Origin of the sequence: Pseudoalteromonas luteoviolacea NCIMB 1942 (genome assembly GCF_001625595.1) — a bacterium.
Lineage (GTDB): Bacteria > Pseudomonadota > Gammaproteobacteria > Enterobacterales > Alteromonadaceae > Pseudoalteromonas > Pseudoalteromonas luteoviolacea_A.
Map to the genome: position 1 here is coordinate 1 of NZ_AUXT01000068.1, position 20026 is coordinate 20026.

Annotated in this window: 14 protein-coding genes; 7 read left to right on the forward strand and 7 right to left on the reverse strand. The window is 41.8% G+C overall.

Annotated features, from left to right (window positions below):
* The 4 genes from N482_RS04730 to dbpA all read left to right on the forward strand — a co-directional run.
* A partial coding sequence (locus tag N482_RS04730) for a transposase (RefSeq protein ID WP_081227755.1) occupies positions 1 to 699 on the forward strand: 699 nt, incomplete at its 5' end.
* A 713-nt stretch (positions 700 to 1412) separates the two neighbouring features.
* A complete protein-coding gene (locus tag N482_RS04740) occupies positions 1413 to 1925 on the forward strand; it encodes a hypothetical protein (protein WP_063375983.1) in 513 nt (170 codons plus the stop codon).
* Positions 1926 to 2204: 279 nt separating this feature from the next.
* On the forward strand, positions 2205 to 2447 hold the full coding sequence (locus N482_RS25475; protein WP_231100789.1) for a DinB family protein: 243 nt from the start codon (positions 2205 to 2207) through the stop codon (positions 2445 to 2447).
* A 369-nt stretch (positions 2448 to 2816) separates the two neighbouring features.
* The gene (gene dbpA / locus N482_RS04750) at positions 2817 to 4205 is read left to right on the forward strand and encodes an ATP-dependent RNA helicase DbpA (protein ID WP_063376009.1); all 1389 of its coding nucleotides are present in this window, start codon (positions 2817 to 2819) and stop codon (positions 4203 to 4205) included.
* A 194-nt stretch (positions 4206 to 4399) separates the two neighbouring features.
* Here dbpA and N482_RS04755 read toward each other — a convergent pair whose 3' ends face one another.
* Positions 4400 to 5296, reverse strand: a complete 897-nt coding sequence (locus N482_RS04755) for a response regulator (protein ID WP_063375985.1) — start codon at positions 5294 to 5296, stop codon at positions 4400 to 4402.
* 79 nt (positions 5297 to 5375) lie between these two features.
* Between N482_RS04755 and N482_RS04760 the strand changes: the two genes are divergently transcribed.
* The gene (locus N482_RS04760; protein ID WP_155730480.1) at positions 5376 to 6197 is read left to right on the forward strand and encodes a chromosome partitioning protein ParA; all 822 of its coding nucleotides are present in this window, start codon (positions 5376 to 5378) and stop codon (positions 6195 to 6197) included.
* 96 nt (positions 6198 to 6293) lie between these two features.
* Here the strand turns inward: N482_RS04760 and N482_RS04765 are convergent, their stop codons facing one another.
* Both N482_RS04765 and N482_RS04770 read right to left on the reverse strand, forming a co-directional pair.
* Entirely contained in the window at positions 6294 to 7184 is an 891-nt protein-coding gene (locus N482_RS04765) for a DUF2306 domain-containing protein (protein ID WP_063375987.1), read from the reverse strand.
* A 419-nt stretch (positions 7185 to 7603) separates the two neighbouring features.
* Positions 7604 to 8497 (reverse strand): LysR family transcriptional regulator, encoded by an 894-nt coding sequence (locus tag N482_RS04770; RefSeq protein WP_063375988.1) that lies wholly within the window; start codon positions 8495 to 8497, stop codon positions 7604 to 7606.
* A gap of 112 nt (positions 8498 to 8609) precedes the next feature.
* On the opposite strand from N482_RS04770, the gene N482_RS04775 reads away from it, so the two are divergent.
* Positions 8610 to 9248 carry an NAD(P)-dependent oxidoreductase gene (locus tag N482_RS04775; protein WP_063375989.1) on the forward strand — a complete coding sequence of 213 codons (639 nt, stop codon included), beginning with the start codon at positions 8610 to 8612 and terminating at the stop codon, positions 9246 to 9248.
* A gap of 90 nt (positions 9249 to 9338) precedes the next feature.
* Here N482_RS04775 and N482_RS04780 read toward each other — a convergent pair whose 3' ends face one another.
* From N482_RS04780 to N482_RS04795, 4 genes are all read right to left on the reverse strand, one after another.
* Positions 9339 to 12458, reverse strand: coding sequence for an efflux RND transporter permease subunit (locus N482_RS04780; protein WP_063375990.1), 3120 nt, complete (start codon positions 12456 to 12458; stop codon positions 9339 to 9341).
* 5 nt (positions 12459 to 12463) lie between these two features.
* Positions 12464 to 13543 carry an efflux RND transporter periplasmic adaptor subunit gene (locus tag N482_RS04785; protein ID WP_063375991.1) on the reverse strand — a complete coding sequence of 360 codons (1080 nt, stop codon included), beginning with the start codon at positions 13541 to 13543 and terminating at the stop codon, positions 12464 to 12466.
* 244 nt (positions 13544 to 13787) lie between these two features.
* Positions 13788 to 15005 (reverse strand): ectonucleotide pyrophosphatase/phosphodiesterase, encoded by a 1218-nt coding sequence (locus N482_RS04790; protein WP_063375992.1) that lies wholly within the window; start codon positions 15003 to 15005, stop codon positions 13788 to 13790.
* Positions 15006 to 15160: 155 nt separating this feature from the next.
* On the reverse strand, positions 15161 to 16189 hold the full coding sequence (locus N482_RS04795) for a S66 family peptidase (protein WP_063375993.1): 1029 nt from the start codon (positions 16187 to 16189) through the stop codon (positions 15161 to 15163).
* Between the two features lie 427 nt (positions 16190 to 16616).
* On the opposite strand from N482_RS04795, the gene N482_RS04800 reads away from it, so the two are divergent.
* Positions 16617 to 20000 (forward strand): PKD domain-containing protein, encoded by a 3384-nt coding sequence (locus N482_RS04800; RefSeq protein WP_063375994.1) that lies wholly within the window; start codon positions 16617 to 16619, stop codon positions 19998 to 20000.
* Positions 20001 to 20026 lie beyond the last annotated feature (26 nt).

The window sequence follows — 20026 nt, forward strand, 5'->3', positions numbered from 1 at the left end:
GACACGTTACTCTTAGCAGATGCTGGCTATTTTGATTTGGAATATTTTCAACAACTTGCTGAAACTGGTGGGTGTTTTATGTTCAGAGCAAGTAAACGCATCAATCCAACAGTGCCGTCAGCGTTTCTATCAGGCGTTGAAGTTGTAAGTGAGAGTATTAAGCTCCAGTCGTTATTAGAAAAATTCGGCTCTCAATCATTGGAAATGGTAGTTAAATGGAATAAGAATGGCTCTGAATATAGACTAGCTTACGTCCCAGATAATAAAAGGCCAATCTTACTTCTCACAAAACTACCAGAAACCGGGTTCAACTTTGACCAGTTGCTAGATATTTACGCGATGCGATGGCAAATAGAGTTGTTTTTTAAAGAGTTAAAGTCGTGGAATAACCTTAAAGGATTTATGACGACAAACCCAGATATAGCAGAGCCTTTGGTGTGGTTAAGCTTATTGTTGGCATTCGTGAAACGTTTTGTATGCCATAGTGCCAGCCGACTATTCCGATGTGCGATATCAACATTCAAGGCAAACAAAAGTGCTTTAAGGTGGTTGGGAGATGTACTGAATTGTTTTGATTTAAAGCATCCTCAGAAAAAGTTCAAACAAGTATTGGCGACATCCTGCCAGCGTCAGGTAGTCGTCAAAGGTTGTAATATTAGTCGATTTTGTGTAGGGAGTGCGTCTGTTTGTGTGGCTTAAGAACTCAGCTATTACCACTTTATATTCACCACCATTTAAAATATCACCACAAAAAAACTTATAGAATAATGAACCACATAAATGACACAACCTCTCCACCAACTCTTTCAATTGTAGCAACAATCCCATCTACAACTGAGTAAAAAGTCTAATTTTTTACGATAGATCAGAGACAATCTTTTACGAAAAAATAATTAGTCACCTATATATTCACTCACAAAAGCACAACGTCTCCTTCCCAGACTCTAATAAGAGTAACTTAGTTAAGAAACCGCTAAACAGTGAACTTAAAAGCATCGTTCGCTCTAAAACGCACAAAAAGAAAGATAAAATTTACAATTGTTAATTTTAAGACCTACCGAAGAACAAAAGTAAAAACGATTATCGACTCAACACTAGCACCGCAAAAATTGATAATACAAGGCTTTGCTGATAACTTACCCCTCGAAGGCAGAGTGGATTGAAACCAAAAGGATGTTAACAAACAAAGATAATTCACTTTATAGCAACAACCTTAAGGCGTGCCAAGTACAGAGCGACGCTTGGAATAATATTCATTTCGGTTAATAAATATTATTATGTTGAACGCAAGGCTGTTACCCCTATTTTTACTCCATCATAGAAACTTAAAATCGGCTTCTATACTGGAAAAGAAGAGATTTAAATTTTTATACTAAAGTAAGTGTTTAATTTAATTAATAAGGAGAAATTTAATGAAAAAATTAATCGCACTGTCAATAGTTGCAGCTTCTCTTAGCGCCTTTACTGCCAATGCTGACTCTATTTCTACTGTGGAAGTAGAAGCAGCTCAAAAAGGATGGGGAGAAGGCATTGTAAAAATAGGAAAAGCAAAAGACCCAAGAGCAGCAGCAGTAAAACACTTAGAAGAGTTTTATGCTTTTGGCCAAGGTCAAGTTTTGTTTAAACCAACTTTAGCGTCGGTTGACCAGTTTCGCGGTACTAAGAAAGAAGCCTTATCTTATTTTGTAGGTCAAGACCTTGCTGAAGACAAAGGGTTTGCATTGGCACCATATACAAAAGTGCGCTGGGAAAACGAAGGGATCATTACCGATGACAATTCAGCGATATCTATGGGTAATTACTATTTCACTAAAACGAATGGCGAAGAGATAAAAGTAGAATATTCATTTGGATATATTAAAGGGAAAGATGGAAAATTAAAAATCAATTTACACCATTCCTCTTTACCATTTAACCTTCAATAAGGTTAATAACATAGCGCAGTAAGGCTGCGCTATAAAAATTATATAAAACAAAAAATGATCAATTTTAATATCACCTTAGTCATATCGGCATTTTCCATAAACCACTGTTAAAAAATTAGTTTCACTGAAAATTAGAAAATATATTTCTAGACTGTATATACCCCGCTGGCTTAGTGATAATGAAAAGAAGAGGAAGTTATGTCGCAATGATCACAATTGGAACTTTTGGCGAAATACAACTTATAGATAAATAAAAAGATCTACGAAACTGCTACCACATTGCCAGAGCAGGCGCTATCTTTGGAGCGTGGCGCATTCTTTGGTTCAATTATATCTACCCTAAACCATATTCTTGTTGGCGACACCATTTGGCTTAAACGATTTGCAAAGTACTCCATCCCATTGGCCTCACTTGAATATATGAAATGTATCGAGTACCCAAAAGCCCTTGAGCAAGTAATATATCCTCATTTTGATGACTTAGTGCAAGCTCGCTACAAAATGGATAGTGTCATTCAATAATTTGCTTCAGAGCTTACTCATGAAATGCTTAACTCTACTTTAGCTTATGAAAGCACATCAGGAGAGCACTTTAGCAAAAGTTTTGGTTACTTGATCCAACACTTTTTCAATCACCAAACACACCATCGGGGCCACAGGTGTCTGCACTCCTCCACCAAGCTGGTGTAAACATCGGTGACACCGATTTATTTTTTTTTGATCCCAGAGCAATAGCCAATACAAGCTGTTTTGAATTTTGCTTTTCCTTTAAGTAAAAGGTGTCGATTGTTTATTTTACGGGCTAACTTTAATTAAAAATAGCGCAAAGATACTCAGGCTCTGGTGCGCATGTTATAATTCGCCTTTATTCCACAAAAGATGATATTTGTTTTGTCTCAGCCGCTATTTTCAACTTTACCACTTTCAAACGCCCTATTGGACAACCTTGACTCTCTTGGCTATACCGCCATGACCGAAATCCAAGCTCAGACACTGCCCAAAATTTTGGCTGGCGTTGACCTTATCGGGCAAGGGAAAACAGGTTCAGGTAAAACCGCTGCATTCTCTCTCGGCTTGTTGCATAACCTCAATGTTAAGCGCTTTCGAGTGCAAGCATTGGTTGTTTGCCCTACACGCGAGCTTGCAGATCAAGTTGCGGTAGAAATACGAAAACTCGCGCGTGCAATTCACAATATCAAAGTGTTAGCGCTATGTGGTGGCGCACCAATGGGGCCTCAAATTGGTTCATTGGAGCACGGTGCTCATATCATCGTCGGGACGCCTGGCCGAATCGAAGAACACTTACGAAAAGGTAGACTTTGTCTTGATGAAGTAAATACATTTGTCCTTGATGAAGCTGACCGGATGCTCGAAATGGGCTTCGAGGATTCAATACAGTGTATCTTAGAGCACTGTCCTAGCAATCGCCAAAACTTACTTTTCAGCGCAACATACCCGCCTAAAATTGAACAACTGGCAAAGCATATTATGGACAATGCTGAAAAAGTTACGGTTACTGCCACACACGATCATGCTTCCATTGAGCAGTACTTTTATGAAGTAGAGAGTAATGATGTGCGCTTGGATGCCGCACAAAAACTGCTCTTACAATTCCAGCCAAGCTCAGCCGTTATATTTTGTAATACGAAAGCAGAATGCCAAACAGTATGCGATAGCCTCAAACAACTTGGTTTCGACAGTGCCGCATTGCATGGTGACTTAGAACAAAAAGACAGAGACCGCACCTTGGTGCGTTTTGCAAACAAGAGTTTAACCATCTTGGTTGCGACTGATGTTGCAGCACGAGGTATCGATGTTGACCATGTAGATATGGTGCTTAACTATCATATTGCTCATGACCCAGAAGTACATGTTCACCGTGTCGGTCGAACTGGCCGTGCTGGTAATAAAGGCGTAGCGTGTTCACTGATGAGCTATAAAGAGTCTCACAAGGTTAATGCTCTAGAGGACTATTTAGATAAGCGCATTGAGCCAAATGATTTACCCGCTGACGATGTCCTTAACAATCAAATTGCGCGCGCTCCGATGGTAACCCTACAAATTGATGGTGGGAAGAAGGCAAAACTAAGACCAGGTGATATTCTAGGTGCACTCACGGCTGACAAAACTATTTTAGGTACTCAGATCGGTAAGATCAAAGTAACAGCTATGACTTCTTACGTTGCAGTCGAAAGAAAAATAGCAAACAAAGCACTGAAAATGATTTCAGAAGGCAAAATGAAGGGCCGTAACTTTAGAGCCAGAAAAGCCACTCAATAATGGATTAAGCGACACGCACAGTGATAGCGACCACAGTCACTGTGCTTTTTTATATTCTTATTTCCCCATTTTTCTTTACGACCCAAGCATCCGCTCATTACGAAAAAACTAAGAAATATACAATGAAAGGTTGATGATAAAGTTAAAGCTGGGGAACAGCTCCATTTCAGAATTTCTGCATACAGCCCACAATTCTAGACGCCCACTATAAGCATTTTACCCTGTGCCATTCCCTCTCTCTCACAGCTTAAATCCATACGACTGTCCAATGGATATTTGTATAAAAGCTCAAGTTTTGGGTGAATGCTATAGACACACTTGCAGCTTCTCACATACAAACTCATCTTACTTTGATTGTCTAAAAACGCATACGCTGTTTTACTCAAAGCCTCTTCACACGCAGACATAATCTCTTCATTGATTTGATTCATGTGAATTGCTTGCAATGCTTCTTCATTCGGTATTATTTTTACACTGCTTGCTAACACACACGCCGCATAAACATCCAATACCCCTATAACGCGTACTTTTTGACTACCTCTTTCTGCGTAAACCACCATAACACAAGGCAATTTGCTTTCATCTAGAACCTGAGAGCGAATGGGTTTTAAAGTTAAGCAGTCGCTGATGTTCTTTTGCATTAATCGTTCGAGTGCATCAGTTTTTGGTAAAGCTAGACCATCTTTTAGCGGTACTTCTTGCTCGGTAATAAACTCTTGAGCTTCTAGTTCCAAAATTAATGGTTTAATCGCATGCAGTAATTCGTCATCTGTAAATGGCTTCGACAAGAAAAACGCACAACCAAATGACTTTGCATACGCAATTTGCTCTTCATCATCAATAGTCGAGATCATGCCCACAGGAATTTCTGGGTGTTCATCAACCACCGCTTGTAAAAGCTCAATACCTGTTTTCTCTGGCATTTGCCAATCTGTCAGCACTATATTTGGCTGCCAATCTTTCACCAAGGCCAGTGCATCATCAACACGGCTAGCACATGACACGAATAATTTTCTATATTCAAACTGTTGAAGTGCACGCCGGATGATTTCGCAGGTCGCATGGCTGTCGTCAACTATCAGAACCTTCACATCTACCTCAAAATTAAATTTTCATATTCAGTATAGGCAGATTTTTGTACTAAAACTAAACTTATCTTATTGATAATAAATGAAGCGAAGAAACTCAAACATGCTTCCAATTGAAGTTTACCAATATATTGCCCTGAATTTCGGCCTGCTCATTCTCGCGGCTTGGTTTTATATCTTATTATTGATTTTGCGAGAGTTTCGTAAATTTGCAGGTATATTCATGGCCGGACAAGGTACAAACGCTGGCTCAGAAGAGGTGATGGCACTGTGTAAAGATTCCGTCGATAGAGCGACCCAGTTTAATATTCAACATGAGCAAACTATCTCAGAGCTATTGCATGTTCAGGCCAACTTGGAGAATCAGCTTGCCCAAATTCGGGCTTCAACCGCAGATCACATCACTAAAGAAGAGCAAACCTCAATCAATGAGCTAAATAAAAAGTTATCGCGCTCCCACAAGTTAATTAGGCGTTTAAAAGGTGATTTGGACATCAGCGGAAAAAAACTAAAATACGCGAAATCAAAGCTAGAAGACCAATTTCAATCGGTTGGAAACTTGCAGGAAAAAAATACCAGTCTACAAAAAGAAATTGAGCAGCTAAAAGTCGAAATTCAGACCGTACACCAAGCCCCCGCCCCTTCAAATGAGCAAGAAATTCAAGCCATTGTGCAACAGTACGAACGACAAATAGAAGAACAAAACCAGCTTATAGATCAGCTCTCTATGGATCTACCCCAACAGGAAGGCGGTAACACTGAAGCCCTTAAAGAGGAGCTTCACCACGCTAAGCAAAAAATCAAACACCTTGCTAAAGAGAACAAATTTATAGAAAGTCGTTACTTAGAGGCTGTAAAACAGGGTGATGCAGATAAAAAAAGAACAAAAAGCAGTGACGCTTAACTCGCCGCTTATTCTCACAGCGATTTAAAAACTGATTTTGCCAATGGCCTAACACCGTCACTGACAACCTTAGGCCTAACTCCATCCATGAATACATCAGATAGAAATCTCACCACCAGACATCACCATGATTAAGAAAGGCGTAAACCCGAGCATTCCAACCAGCATAAGCACCGTCAAGATAAGCAAACTACACGCTGCAATCGACTTTATAATCTGGCGGTGCGTATCTCCTGCAAGAAAGTAAAGCTCAGCCATCACTAGTGGAACAACGAAACAACCAAAGGTCCACATTGGAAAGAACGGATCGCCAAATTTGGGGTCAAGGCCTAGTGAGGTACCTGTTACTAAATAACTAAATACACCTAATCTCAAAAACCATTGCGCATTCGAGACAAGAAACAAACGGAGAGCCCATTTTCTGTGGTTTCGTATATCTTTTTTAATAGCCGTGCGGGCACAAAAAAATGTGAATGCTAGGATCAAAATACCATTAATGCTCGTTCCAATACCGTCTAAAGTAATTGGGTGCTGGTCTCTTATCCAAACCAAATAGAAACCAGATACAGAGAGTAAAAACACTGTTAAAAGATAAAGGTAACCATTGATTTTATGGAACTTAGGGAAGTGACGCCGCATTTGTGGCAGTAACTGTAGTGCTCCACCAAATGCGACAAAACCTGCCCCTATCGCATGAGCAGCAAAGGCTAAATTACCTGTAAAATCTCCGACCTGATAGGGCGTTTTACCAAAAACTTCCCACCGATTCCAGACTTCCATATTGTCATTGATTACCGAAAACCCATAGAATGTTATTATGTAGTAAAAGAAAAACCATTGACCCGCTAATACTGCTACAAACCAAAATGATGCTGCGTACCGCAACCATTGATTTGCAAGTCGAGACGCTCCCCTAAGTTGGTTGCCAGTTTGATTTATCTCTTTTCTTGTCGTGGCTTCATACAAACCTGATACTGTTTTTTCCATTGTGCCCGCCTTAATAAATGAGGAAACTGGCAGCAATTTTGTCACGCCCATTAATTAACGTCGTTTCACTGGGCCTATTCATACCTTTTTATAAATTAAACTTGAAAAATAAAATAATAAGCAATTAAATCAAATTGTTAAAATTTTAGTTTTTAGGTAAGTCGGGCTATTCAAACATTTTTCTTGGGTATGTTTAAGCTCGAAAACTCACTTTATATTGATAACAATCGCTTTGAAACAAGAAAAAGTGACAGTCGATAATTCAAAACTCAAAGAGCCCAATTGCAATGTAGCCACAGTTACCCTAGGGTGAATTTTTAAGGCTCAACAGAGTGAGGTATCTGGCGAACTAAAACTAAACTTAGATGATACTAACCGTAATGAAGCCACGGGGAGTTAAAATAATAGATTGGAGCGCACTATGCTTTTGGCTCAATATCGTCTTGCCACGCGTTTGCTAAAAAGTCTATAAATGCCCTAACTGCTGGTAACTGATAACTGCGCGACAAATATACCGCCCACAATTGACTACTATTGACGTGGTAATTGCGGAGCACTGGAACTAATGTATTTTCATTGACGTATTTACGCGCGATATCATAAGGGAGTAAAGATATACCGCTTCCATTGATTGTTGCAGCGACAATCGTCGTGACGTCGTTACAGACCAATGACCCTGACACGTTAACGTCGTGCACTTGGGCTCCTTTTACTAATTGCCACGTATCATTGGCCAGATGCACCAAGCAATTATGTTTGAGCAAATCTAATGGCGTCACAGGCTCAGATTGCGAAGCTAAGTATTGAGGAGAAGCGCACAAACACGCACCTATTTTCATCAGCGGCCGAGCTATTAAGTTTTCATCAGGTGTGTTCGTATAACGCAGTGCTATATCGATTCGCTCTTCTACCAAGTTAGAAAAGCTATCACTGGCATGAATATCAATCGTTACACCTTTGTGTTGCGCGATAAATTCACTTACCGCCTCAATCAACATGGTCTGTGAAAAGCCTATCGGACTTGTGATCCTGATGGTGCCACTTAGCTCTGTTTTATCCTGATAACTCTGAGCGATTAATGCACTGACCTCATCTAATATTCTTTCAAACCGTATCAGCGCTTTTTCACCTTGTTGAGTCAAGCTTACTTTTCGTGTCGTACGGTGCAACAATCGCTGTTGTAACCATTGCTCCAATTCTTGAACATGTCGCGACACTTGTAGGCGACTCAAGCCGAGCTTATCTGCTGCTTTAGTAAAGCTGCACAGATGCGCTACTTCAACAAAGCTCTTAATTGCGGTGATCCGATCCATATTATTAGTTCAACTTAAGATGCAATCTGCATCAATTATTGGCAATTATTTCATATTAGTTTTCTTTTAATCTGAATACAACTCAACGTAAGTCAATAAAAGAGGAAATATTATGAAAATAGTTGTGTTAGGTGCATCAGGATGGATAGGCAGTCATATTGTTGCCCAAGCAAAGGCCAGAGGCCATGAAGTAACAGCACTGGTCCGGGATACGGATAAGTATGACGTAACTGATGTAACCGTAAAAAGTTTTGATCTTAATGATCAAAACCAAGATCTGACTTCCATTATTTCTGATGAAACAACCCTTGTCGCCTCAATTGGTGGTCGCGCGCTTGGTAATCACGAGATCGTAGCTAAAACTGCATCAGCGCTATTAACGCAACTACCAAAAACCAATATTGAGCGCTTAGTTTGGGTAGGTGGCGCAGGCTCATTAGAGGTCGCGCCTAATGTAAAACTGATAGATACGCCAGAATTTCCTGACGAGTACAAAGGTGAGGCACATGCACAAGGCCAAGCACTCGATGTGTTTAAGTCAACACAGAGCCCTTTAAATTGGACTTTTATCAGCCCAGCAGCTGAAATTTTTCCGGGAGATAATATGCAAGCATACCGTATTGGCTTTGATCAATTATTGCTAGATGATGAAGGCAATAGCCGTATTTCGGTTGCCGACTATGCCACAGCCCTAGTAGATGAGATTGAGAAAAGCGAGCATATTAATAAACGTATCGGTGTTGCTTACTAATAACAGCGTTGACAAGTTATGGGGCAGATTGTCACTGGCCCCATAAAAGCTCATTTATACATAGGAGCCGATGGCTCCTATGTGACGTCATTATGACCGCTTATTACCAAGCACACTTACTAATAGCGCAGGTAAAAAAGTTAAGCTCAGGAGCATTGAAAACACAATGCCACACAATACGATGATACCAACGCCACGATATAATTCAGTCCCGTCTCCCGGTATAAATACCAAAGGAGCAAGCCCAAATAGGGTGGTTGCCGTAGACATCAGTATAGGTTTGAGCCGTGTGGCGACCGCTTGCTTCACCGCAGCTACCACTTCCATACCTTGATCGACTATCAACTTACGAGTTTGGTCCACAATCAAAATTGGGTTGTTTACCACTGTTCCCAACAAAATAAGGAAGCCCAACATAGTGATCATGTCGAAAGGTTGATGGAACGGAGTCATACCTAAGTTAGCAAGCAGTGCGTTTACACCATTTAACGAGATTAAACCCAATAACCCACCAGCCATACCCAGAGGTACCGTTGCTAAGATAAATAATGGATAACGCCAGTGAGTAAATATTGCTACGAGTAATAAATAACTCAAAACTAACGCCACCACAAAGTTACTCGACAGCGATGCTTGAGTCGCTTCTAATTGATCAGCAGCACCACTGATAGATAACTTAGTGCCCTGCGCAATTTTCCCCTGTTGCCATAGCGTAGGTAATAACTCTGTTCTCACAATTTCTTCTGCGGTTTCAAGTGCCACATCTCTTGGAGGGATAATATAAACGGTTACTGTTCTCTTGCCATCTACTCGGCGCAGACTGTCGCTGTTTTTGCTCTCAACTAGATCAGCTAATGCACTCAGGGGTAATACATCTCCTGAGGGCGTCACAATTGGAGAGGTTGCAAGTTGCTCGATAGTTTGCTTCTGTTTTTGATGACTGAATATAAACATATCGATCTTGTCATCGTTCAGAATAAACTCATCAACATACGCACCATCACTTAACGAAGATATGGTGTAACCAAATTCGTTAGGACTTATACCCAACTCAGCCAACCGCTGCCATTTAGGTTTGATCTCTATCAGTGGCTGATCTAGGCTCAATGCTCGAGGATCTGAGTTGATTTGAGGGTTGTCAAAAGTTACCTGAGCTTGCTGATACACCGCCTCTGCTGCGCGATATAAATCGGTCAAATTAGTACCTGCAATGTCCACTGCAACCGCACGTGTGCCACCATCGTTGCTCGAGATAATCGAGCCTCGAGCCGAAAAAGCACGCATGTTGTCATAGCTTCTAAATTTAGTGGTAATCGCGTCCATCATTGCTTGAATATTGTCAGGATCCGTTGGTGCACTCAAAAACCAAATCCGCCCTATAGACACCGACATTGAGTAATAAGCCAGAGGTGGCATATCGGTCTCACCGTTGTCAAAGGCGTCGCTAGAAGCGTTAACATGACCATTGAAATAAACCCGCAATTCATCACCAATTTCTTTCATTTCAGACAAATTATAGCTCGGTGGTGCAATCATTATTGAGAATGCTTTTGGCTCCTCGCCTTCCGGTAAGTATTCTGCTGCTGGCATCAGCGCATAAGCAGCCCCCAAAGTAATGACGACAAATCCAGCTGTGATCCAAGTCGCTCTCGCTCTTGTCGCAACGCAAAATGAAACTAGCCCAAGCCAACGCTTTGAAAGAGATACGGTTTTTATATCTTCTTTGCGGTTAGGTAAATTAGCTAAAGTCGTCGGCACTATAAAAATAGCTACAAGCATAGAGGCAATGATTGCAGACGAAACGGCTATTGCGATATCTGAATACAACTGTCCGGCTTCTTGTTCTACAAATAAAATAGGTGCAAACACCAGCACAGTTGTAGCTGTCGACGCCAATACCGCAGGCCAAACTTCCTTCACCCCTTTTATCGCTGCATGTAGCTTACTCGTGCCACGCCTGTTTGCTTGCACAATTGCTTCGAGTACCACAATGGTGTTGTCCACTGTCATACCAATCGCGAAGGCGACTCCGGCCAGAGAGATAACGTTAATCGTTCTGTCGAACAAAGTTAACCCCAAAAACGCCGCAACGGTACATATTGGAATACCTATCACACCAACAATTGTTGCACGACCTGAGCGTAAGAACCAAAACATCACAAGTGTAGCCAACACGGCACCTAGTGCTAAGTTTGTCCACACATTCTTCAGTGAGCTTTCGACATACTGAACATCGTCACTCATAAGCAACAGCTCAAGACCATTTTGTGCGAGTAATTCTTGGTTTATTTGCTCTATAACCGGAAGTAACTGCTGTTTAATATCGATGACGTTTGAGCCACTTTCACGTCGTACCGACAGTCTCAAAGTGCGTTCACCATCAGAATAGGAAATGCCTCTTAGTTCAAAGTGGTCTAAAGACACGACTGCGATGTCTTTGAGTTTAGTTGTTATGCCATCTTGCTCGGCAATGATTAGGTTTTCTAGCTCATTTAATTGCTCAAAACGACCTACCATGCGCAGTAAATAACGGCTAGAACCACTTTCGATATCGCCAGCGGATGCATCACGGTTGCGTGCTCTAATTGCGCTTCTCAAGTCTGTTACACTTAAGCCCCGCTGAGCTAAGCGACTGGGATCAACATTAATTTGAACCTGTCTTGCAGCACCACCACCAACGCGTACCTCAGACACCCCAGTCACACTCTCCATGCGTGGTCGCACAAAGTCTTCAGCAAAGTCCCTAAGCATATCAACATCAAGGCCTAGTGGGTTACCTTGTTGCGGCTTTAAAACAAAATGCATAAATGCATTAGAAGAAAATGAGCTAGAATAGAGCCTCGGCTGATCCACGTTTTCAGGGTAGTTTGGCACTTGGCTCAACGCATTATTCACGCGAATCAGCGCATCATTCACGTCGACCCCAAATGGGAATTCGAGTTCAATTCTCGCAGAGCCCATTTGTGAATAAGACACCATGCGCTTTAAATTTGGCAAGCTTCGTAGATAGCGTTCTTGCTCAACTAAGATTTCTTTTTCTACGTCTTGCGGTGTTGCTCCCGGCCACCCAGTTTGCACTGTGATGGTTCTAACTTCGAGATCAGGGATCATCTGGACAGGGATTTTTAATGCGGTGACCAACCCCAAAATGCAGATAATTAACGATATTACGGCAACCAGAGTACCGCGTTTAACGGCGCTTTCTATCATCTGCTTCAGCCCTTATTAACCACAATCTCACTGCCATTTTTGAGCAGTTGTACCCCAGTCATTATAATGGGTGTAGTCAGGACCTCGTTGTTGCCAGACACTGCCACAATCATGACTTGTTCACCACGCTGCTCCAAAATTCTAACCGTATGTCTTTGCGCCTTATTGTTATCTGCCACAAAAACACTCAGCGCGCCATCAGGGTGATATTTCAGCGCCGATTTAGGTACCCAAACCGCTTGCATGCCCGTGTTTGGCAACTCAAATCCAACTTGAGCGGACATACCGGCTACAAAGCTAGCCTGAGTAGGCACTTCAACGTGCACCGAAAAGCTGCGCGTCGAAGCATTAATTACTGGAACCACAGCCTGAATTTGCCCTTTAAGCAGCTTGCTCTGATCGTTGTCAGGTTGGATCTCAATTTCTGTCACCTTGTTATGAGAAAAGGCGCTGATGTACTCTTGCGGTACAGCAACACTGAGCCTCAACTCATCAGCAGACACAAGCGTCAAAGTATGAGTTTGCGTTGTAACCCACTCACCTAAGTCCACATCCCGCTTCATCACAATGCCTGAAAAAGGCGCGAATAGTGTTTGCCTTCTTAATGTTTCTTTATTAACTGCTAATGTCGCACTTGCTTTAGCTAATTCAGCTTTAGCAGCGGCCGCACCGGCTCGGCGCTCAGCAAGCAGTGTCGGGGCAACAAATTGCTTTTTAGATAAAGACTCGACTTCTTTTAATTGGCGTTTCGCTTCTAGCAGAGCAACCTTAGCCGCTTCAACAGATGCCTCGCTTTGTTCTAATTCTAATTGAGCCAATGTAGGGTCAAGCTTTAATAGGGCTTGGCCCTTTGTTACGGCATCACCCACTTCAACCAAAAGTGCATTCACAACACCAGGTTCTAAACTTGCAAGTGTTGCATTCTGTTTAGCCTCTACCGTGCCACTCAACACCAGTTTATTTTTATATTGAAGGTCCTTGGCTTCAAAAACCGCAACTTCTATTGGCGCGCTCCAAACAGCTGTTGACCAACTTAGTAATAAGAAAGTGGCCAGTGCTGATACCAACGCAGACATACAGCGCATTTTTACACCTCAAATGATAATTGTTTTTAGTAAGATACTATGAATGAATCTGCCGAACGTGAAAATTGCGACAAACTCACTAATCTAGAAGTTAACGGCCAAAAAGTACATGTGGATTCATTTTAAAACACATTACTCATTACTTTTCGACCGATTGCAAAGACGCAGCAATTCTAATACATGCTATGTGTAAAAGATGTGAACTCCCATAATAACTGCCTTTGAAATATATTCTTTGAATTAATTAGTTATTTGCTAGTGCCGGAGCCAGTGTTTTGCCATCACCATCAACCTTTGACAATAATTTTAGGCCCAATATATTTGCAACTGTTGGGTAGATATCAAGGTTACTTACTTCTGATAGCTTCACACCACGCTTAAAGGCCGGCCCATGTGCGACAAACATTGCGGCCATGTCTTTACTGTAAGGATAACCATGGGCTCCTTTAGAAGTAATCTTCTTACTTGTACCAAACGCATAGGGCGGCCTAGCCTCAATAATAATCTCTGCGGTGGTATTGTCGATAATTACGCCTCTTTCTGTTAACACATCTTGATTCAACACCTCGAATCGTCCGTCTCCAACTTTCGAGAAATACATTTTGAGTTTTTCAATATCGACGTTTGCATGAGGATTTTTGTATAAATGTACGCGTGTAGTACCGTTTTTAACTTCAAAATCGTCAAAGTCAAAATCAAGTTCGCTGAGAACAATCGTTTTATTTGGTTCTAACGACACCATGCCATGATCGGACACCAAAACCAGATTTACATCATGCTCTACTTCCGTTTGTAATCGTGTCCAGAGTTGTCCTATCAATTTATCAACTACCTGCACCGCATCGTAAGTCTCTTTTGCATCTGGACCAAAATCATGCCCCATGTCATCTACAAGTGAGAAGTAACCTGCAACAAACTTTGGTCTTTGCGTACTTTCTAACTGCAACCAAGCAAGGATCTGATCAACTCGTTTTTGATAACTCCCATGCTTTGAGTAATGCATAAAGTAACTCGGTGTTCTGCCATTGAAACGTGCGTCTGATTCCGGCCAAAAATAGGTGGCAGCCTTTACACCTTGTAACTCCGCTAGGTTCCAAAGCGGGATCCCATTTAGCCACGTACTATCTTTCAGCCCTGCGCCCATTTTATAGCACTCTTCTCTGCGCTTATTGCAAAAGTAATTATCAATAATGCCGTGGTTAGATGGCAACAAACCAGTAATAATTGAGAGGTGGTTCGGAAATGTTTTAGTTGGATAAACTGGGCGCATATGACTAGCCCTCACACCTTTATTGGCAATCTGAGCTATGTTTTTAGCATCATGTTTTTCAATATAGTCCCACCTAAAACCATCTAGAGAAATTAATACAACACTTTGCTCACCTTTATTACCCGATGAAAAAGCGTTAAAAGACAAAACCGTCAAAATCAAAAATACAACCACAGTGTAATAATACTTCATTATTATTCTCGAGAATTTAAAATTTTCGATACTGTATATTTAAAATATTTCAAATTGGAAGGGCTAATGACCCCAAAAGATAAAAATTGAGGTATATCACCTAGATATAAGGTAAACAACAATATGAAATTGGAGTGTGGCATTGCCACCTCCATTTAAATCAAAGTTTGGGTAATACTTCCCTGATTTTGAGTAAGTTCAATCTTGGCTAACGCGCCGTTAATCAAAGTTAAGTTTGGCGCTAGGTGACCAATATCCATATCATAGACCACTGGAATTGAAAGATCGCCAAGTGCCATTGTTAACGCCTCCGTACCACTAACTGGATCTGAGTCGTTATCTAATACAGCATTACGGCCAATTAATATGCCAGATGCATTTTTAAAAGCGCCCTGCAGCTTTAACCCTTGCAGTGCTCTGAAGTATTGCGTTGGTGATAATTCTGCATTTTCCAAATAAAAAATAAATGGCTCATTGCCGCAGGCTATTGGGTTAAAAAACTCAGAGCCATAAAGCATCATATGAATATCTAAACAACCGCCGGTTAAGCGTCCTGAGAACGTGACAGAATCCTCTTCCCTTATATCTTTATTCAATATTTTCCATTTTACTGATTCAGTTAAATTAAAAGCTGCGTGAGGTTCCTTAATGTAATTTGCATATTGTTCTTCATAAAAATCTGCATTGACCTGCCTAAAACTGCTACCTTCAGCCAAGCTCAAAAAATCAAACACTTTTGATGTCAAGGCGTCGGTTTGATTCAAGCTAAGTTGCATTAAATTGGTGCCATGGCAAGTCGCCCAGCCTAATTTTGTGGATACGGATGTAAGTATTGTACTGACGTCTGAAAAGCCGAGTATCCACTTTGGCTTGGCATTTTGTAACCTATTCCAGTCCAGCAAAGGTAGTAGATCCATGGCCATTTCACCGCCCCAAGGCGCCATAATAGCGTCGATGCTCTCATCACATAAAAATTGCATGAGCTCTCTGGCACGTACTTCAGCGGGCTCGCTAACATGTTTGGTGTTTTCCCTCAGGCACTTGCCCTCAAACACTTCAAACCCTCGAATACGTAAATCATTTAACACCAAATCTAGACGTGGATGCAAAGGCGCTGGTACGCCAGAAGAAAACGCCGTGATTGCGACTTTACTACCACGAGATAAGGGAGCTGGGTACAACATAAAAACTCCTTTCTTATAATAAATATAAAATTTCAGCCTAAAAAACCTAAATAATCCTGATTATCAGGGGCGCAACACCCCATTTAAAGAATATATAAACTCAGCGTACCAGTTAACGTATCAACAAAGTGTTAATAAGATGATTTTATAATTTAAAAATTAAGCCAGAAACACTTCTAAGCCGCTGAAAATAATAAAGACATTGTCGATAAACACTACTTCAAAATATATAAGATTTGCAACATAAAAATGGCATCAACTTAATTGCCAAGTTGGCTGTACGAATTACGACCATTTACTATGCTTTAGTGAGCGAAACATTAAACCATACATAATCTGCACAGATTGTATCGTGCGTTTCAAGAGGAACAATAATATGTTTTATTCATGCAAACGGATGCATCTTGTCAGTACTTTGGTGCTAAGTATGCTTGTTGCTAGTTGTGGTGGCTCATCAGGTGGAGATTCGGGCAATCCGCCAACCCCCACACAGCCACAAAACAATGCACCAACAGTTTCAATAAGTGGCGAGAACTCCATACAAGAACAAAAAGAGATTTCACTCACGGCACAAGCCAGTGATAGTGATGGCTCTGTAGAATCATACTCATGGCAAATTGTTTCGGGTCCATCAACAACTCTGACAAACTCCACTACCCAAACGGTGACATTTACCACTCCTGACATCACCGAAGATATAACTATGACACTTCGCGTAACCGTTACTGATGATGACAGCGCCACAGCTAGCGCTGACTTCAACTTGAGTGTGTCGCGCATTGTTAAGTCGGTCACAATCACAGGATTGGTGACAGATGGGCCAATACCTAATGCCGCTTTAACGATCATTATTGGCGATCAAAACTTTGAATTGGCTGCCGATGCAGAAGGTAAATATACTCACACACTAGATGTGGACGAGTCTATGGATAATGACTTGGTTCGCATCAGAGCAAAAGGCGGAACCACACAGTCTGAAGTCGAATTTTATTCGCAGCTGCCCAGCTTTGCTTCGATACAATCACAGGCAGGTGAAGACGGAGTGTTAGATAAAGATGACAACTTTGGTGTAAATATTACTAATGTAACCACATCTGAGTATGCATTGATAACTAAGGAAGTTGGCGTCCCGCAATCTCAAAGCGTACTTAACCAAGCCCTAGTGGGCATAGACGCAGATGAAAAGCTCACGCTTGCTGCACTCATAAAAATAGTGGTAGATGGCGAAGGTGACAATGAATTTGATTTGCCCCCAGGTGTAAACTCAACGTTCGATTTGGTATCTAGTCAAACTGCGGTCGATGACTTGACGAACACCATTAATGAGCAAAACCCATCCCTAATTGACAGCACTAAAAATGAAATAAAAGACGATGGCGACTTAGTAGATAGTGGCCAGTCTGGCATTACCGGTGACTTTTTAATAGGCTCGACTAGTCGATTTGAAGACTTATTTTTGGAGGCCACATTAAGCACCGACAACACTGGTACTTTTGCCGATTATTCCAGCGGTAATATAACGTGGACTCAGAACGAACAAGGCCTTGTAAGTATTACATTTGTAGACGATGTCCGCAGCAACGGCTTTCCTTGCGCAGACAGCGGTGGCTCACAGTTTGTGTGTCAGTTCAAATATAAGAGCGCAACCTTTACTGTTATCGATGAAAACCCGATAGCTAAGGCAATCAGCATCAACTTCATAGGCGACGAAATTACTGTCGTTAGCGAAGGCGAAGGCACCGTGTTACGCAATGATGTCTCCCGCCCGGCAGAGCTTTCAATGATTGAGAAGAGCAATACAATCACACCTGATGGTGGCAAATTCAGTGGCGATTGGTACATCAACGCATTGTATTATGTTGAAACAGGCAAGTTTGCAAGCAAAGTTACCTTTAACAGCGATGGCACCGGCAGTGCACAAACTCCATCAGGTGCATCTCGCTCACTTTCTTGGTCAATAGGTAATAATGTTTTAACTATTACCTTATCCGCCACCGATACACTTGCAGCTAAATCATTTACTTACTGGATGATTAAGGGCGTTCATACAGGGTATCAGTTCTGGGCTACAACCGAGAAAACAGACTCAGAAAACCATAGAAGGCGCAGCGGCTTGATGCTGCCGGAGCAACAAATTACGCTTACTGAAAGTGATGCTTTAGGGCGCTTTAGAGAACATTACGGCTCGTCTGAATTACGAAACAATTTTATCGACAATTATGTAAATGGCGCTTCCTATTATTTCTTGAGTAACTTAAGAGATGCATGGCATATCTCTGGTCGAACGCTTGACATGGTGAACTACCTTGATAGTTCGTCAGACACCGGCATGTCGGTTCGCCAGTGCTCTGAAAATGCCACCAGCGAACAATGTAGCCTCCAGTGGCACCAAAAAATTGAAGTGATAACGCGCAACAATAACTCATGGTTTGCACGTGTCAGTTACCCTGCAACAAGCCCAAACAGCTCAAGAGTTGTGCAGTACCTTAAAGGCCAGTCAACCTTGACGCAATTTGACTATTTTTGGTTAGACAACAAGTTTATGTATTTTATTGAAGACAGTCAGGTGCTCTCCAATCAATTTACAATAAAAACCAATGCAGATAACTCAACGTCTCGCGTCGTGTTAACTAACGGCAATGAAATAGGCACTTACTCCATTGCTCAAGGGCTCTTGAAGCTTGATCAAGCGGGCGCCGTTGGCGTCACTAAACTCAACATGTTCGATAGAGAGTATCTCAATGTATGTGGCTATCCAGAAGGTACCAGCTGTGATTCAGGAGAGGTCCGAAATCTGTATTTTGATTCTGCCGTAGCCTCTCGTTCTCTGTCCACCCCTACCCCAGCCACGACATCATTGGCTATAGATGGTACTTGGTATATGCCCAGTTCCCCAGATTTTGTCCTTGTGATCCGTGATGGCATATGGGTGCATATGGAATTGAAGTCCGACCAAGATCCGCAAGGATTTGCAGGGCTGGAAATTGGCAGCCTAACTTGGAATGAATCTAGCGGAGAGTTAATGGTATCTAAGGTCATTGATACTAACGGCGTTTATGGCTTTGATTCCAGCCTTATGCACGTTGCCACGGTTGCAAACAACCAACTTACACTCGACGTTCAAGGAGAAAGTCCCACCGTTTTAGAGCGCTTGGTTGACGCAAACGAACCGAGGGTTGGTGGCTTTATCGAATACCCACTCAGTACAGACAAAGTCTTTGTAAACGTGTTTTTGCCTGATAACAAGTTTTTTGAAGCCGAATACAACCCTGCGATGTCTGATGGTCCAGGAATTAACTATGGCTCCTATGTGTACAATGCTGATTCAGGTTTCACCGAGCTAACTTACGAATTAAACCAGCTGAATACCGATGACACGACCTTCTTCTTGTATCAAGCTGGTCCAGATGTATTGCATTGGAAAGATACTAATGAAGTTGGGGCAGTCGTTCGTGTCATGCCCAATAGTACGCAGCCTTATCTAGACCCATACAAACTCAAATATGAGCGCTTTGCGCTTAAAGATGGAGATGTAACCCACTACATTGATATGTACAGTAATGGTACGGCTGATTTCATCACGAATGGCCAAACCCGCTCCTTCACATGGACTGTGACGCTTGGTCAGCTTAATTTGAAAGCAGTCACTCCCAGTGCAGGCCTTGCAATAGAAGCTTACGTAATTACACCGACATCTGAAATAGACGATGGTTGGAATGTGGATGTTATCAAGCTGTCACACCCAACTGTACTTGAAAATGAAGATAGCCCGGACCATCACGCTAGGTTCAGCGGTACACTTCGTAGATAATACACCTGCGCACGGCGCTGTTTCAC

Bases quoted from the DNA above. Each gene is read 5' to 3' on its own strand.
- N482_RS04770 (WP_063375988.1), bottom strand. From the start codon at position 8,497: ATGGATCGGATCACCGCAATTAAGAGCTTTGTTGAAGTAGCGCATCTG.
- N482_RS04800 (WP_063375994.1), top strand. From the start codon at position 16,617: ATGCTTGTTGCTAGTTGTGGTGGCTCATCAGGTGGAGATTCGGGCAAT.
- N482_RS04765 (WP_063375987.1), bottom strand. From the start codon at position 7,184: ATGGAAAAAACAGTATCAGGTTTGTATGAAGCCACGACAAGAAAAGAG.
- N482_RS04795 (WP_063375993.1), bottom strand. From the start codon at position 16,189: ATGTTGTACCCAGCTCCCTTATCTCGTGGTAGTAAAGTCGCAATCACG.
- N482_RS04760 (WP_155730480.1), top strand. From the start codon at position 5,376: ATGAAGCGAAGAAACTCAAACATGCTTCCAATTGAAGTTTACCAATAT.
- N482_RS04780 (WP_063375990.1), bottom strand. From the start codon at position 12,458: ATGATAGAAAGCGCCGTTAAACGCGGTACTCTGGTTGCCGTAATATCG.
- N482_RS04740 (WP_063375983.1), top strand. From the start codon at position 1,413: ATGAAAAAATTAATCGCACTGTCAATAGTTGCAGCTTCTCTTAGCGCC.
- N482_RS04785 (WP_063375991.1), bottom strand. From the start codon at position 13,543: ATGCGCTGTATGTCTGCGTTGGTATCAGCACTGGCCACTTTCTTATTA.
- N482_RS04775 (WP_063375989.1), top strand. From the start codon at position 8,610: ATGAAAATAGTTGTGTTAGGTGCATCAGGATGGATAGGCAGTCATATT.
- N482_RS04790 (WP_063375992.1), bottom strand. From the start codon at position 15,005: ATGAAGTATTATTACACTGTGGTTGTATTTTTGATTTTGACGGTTTTG.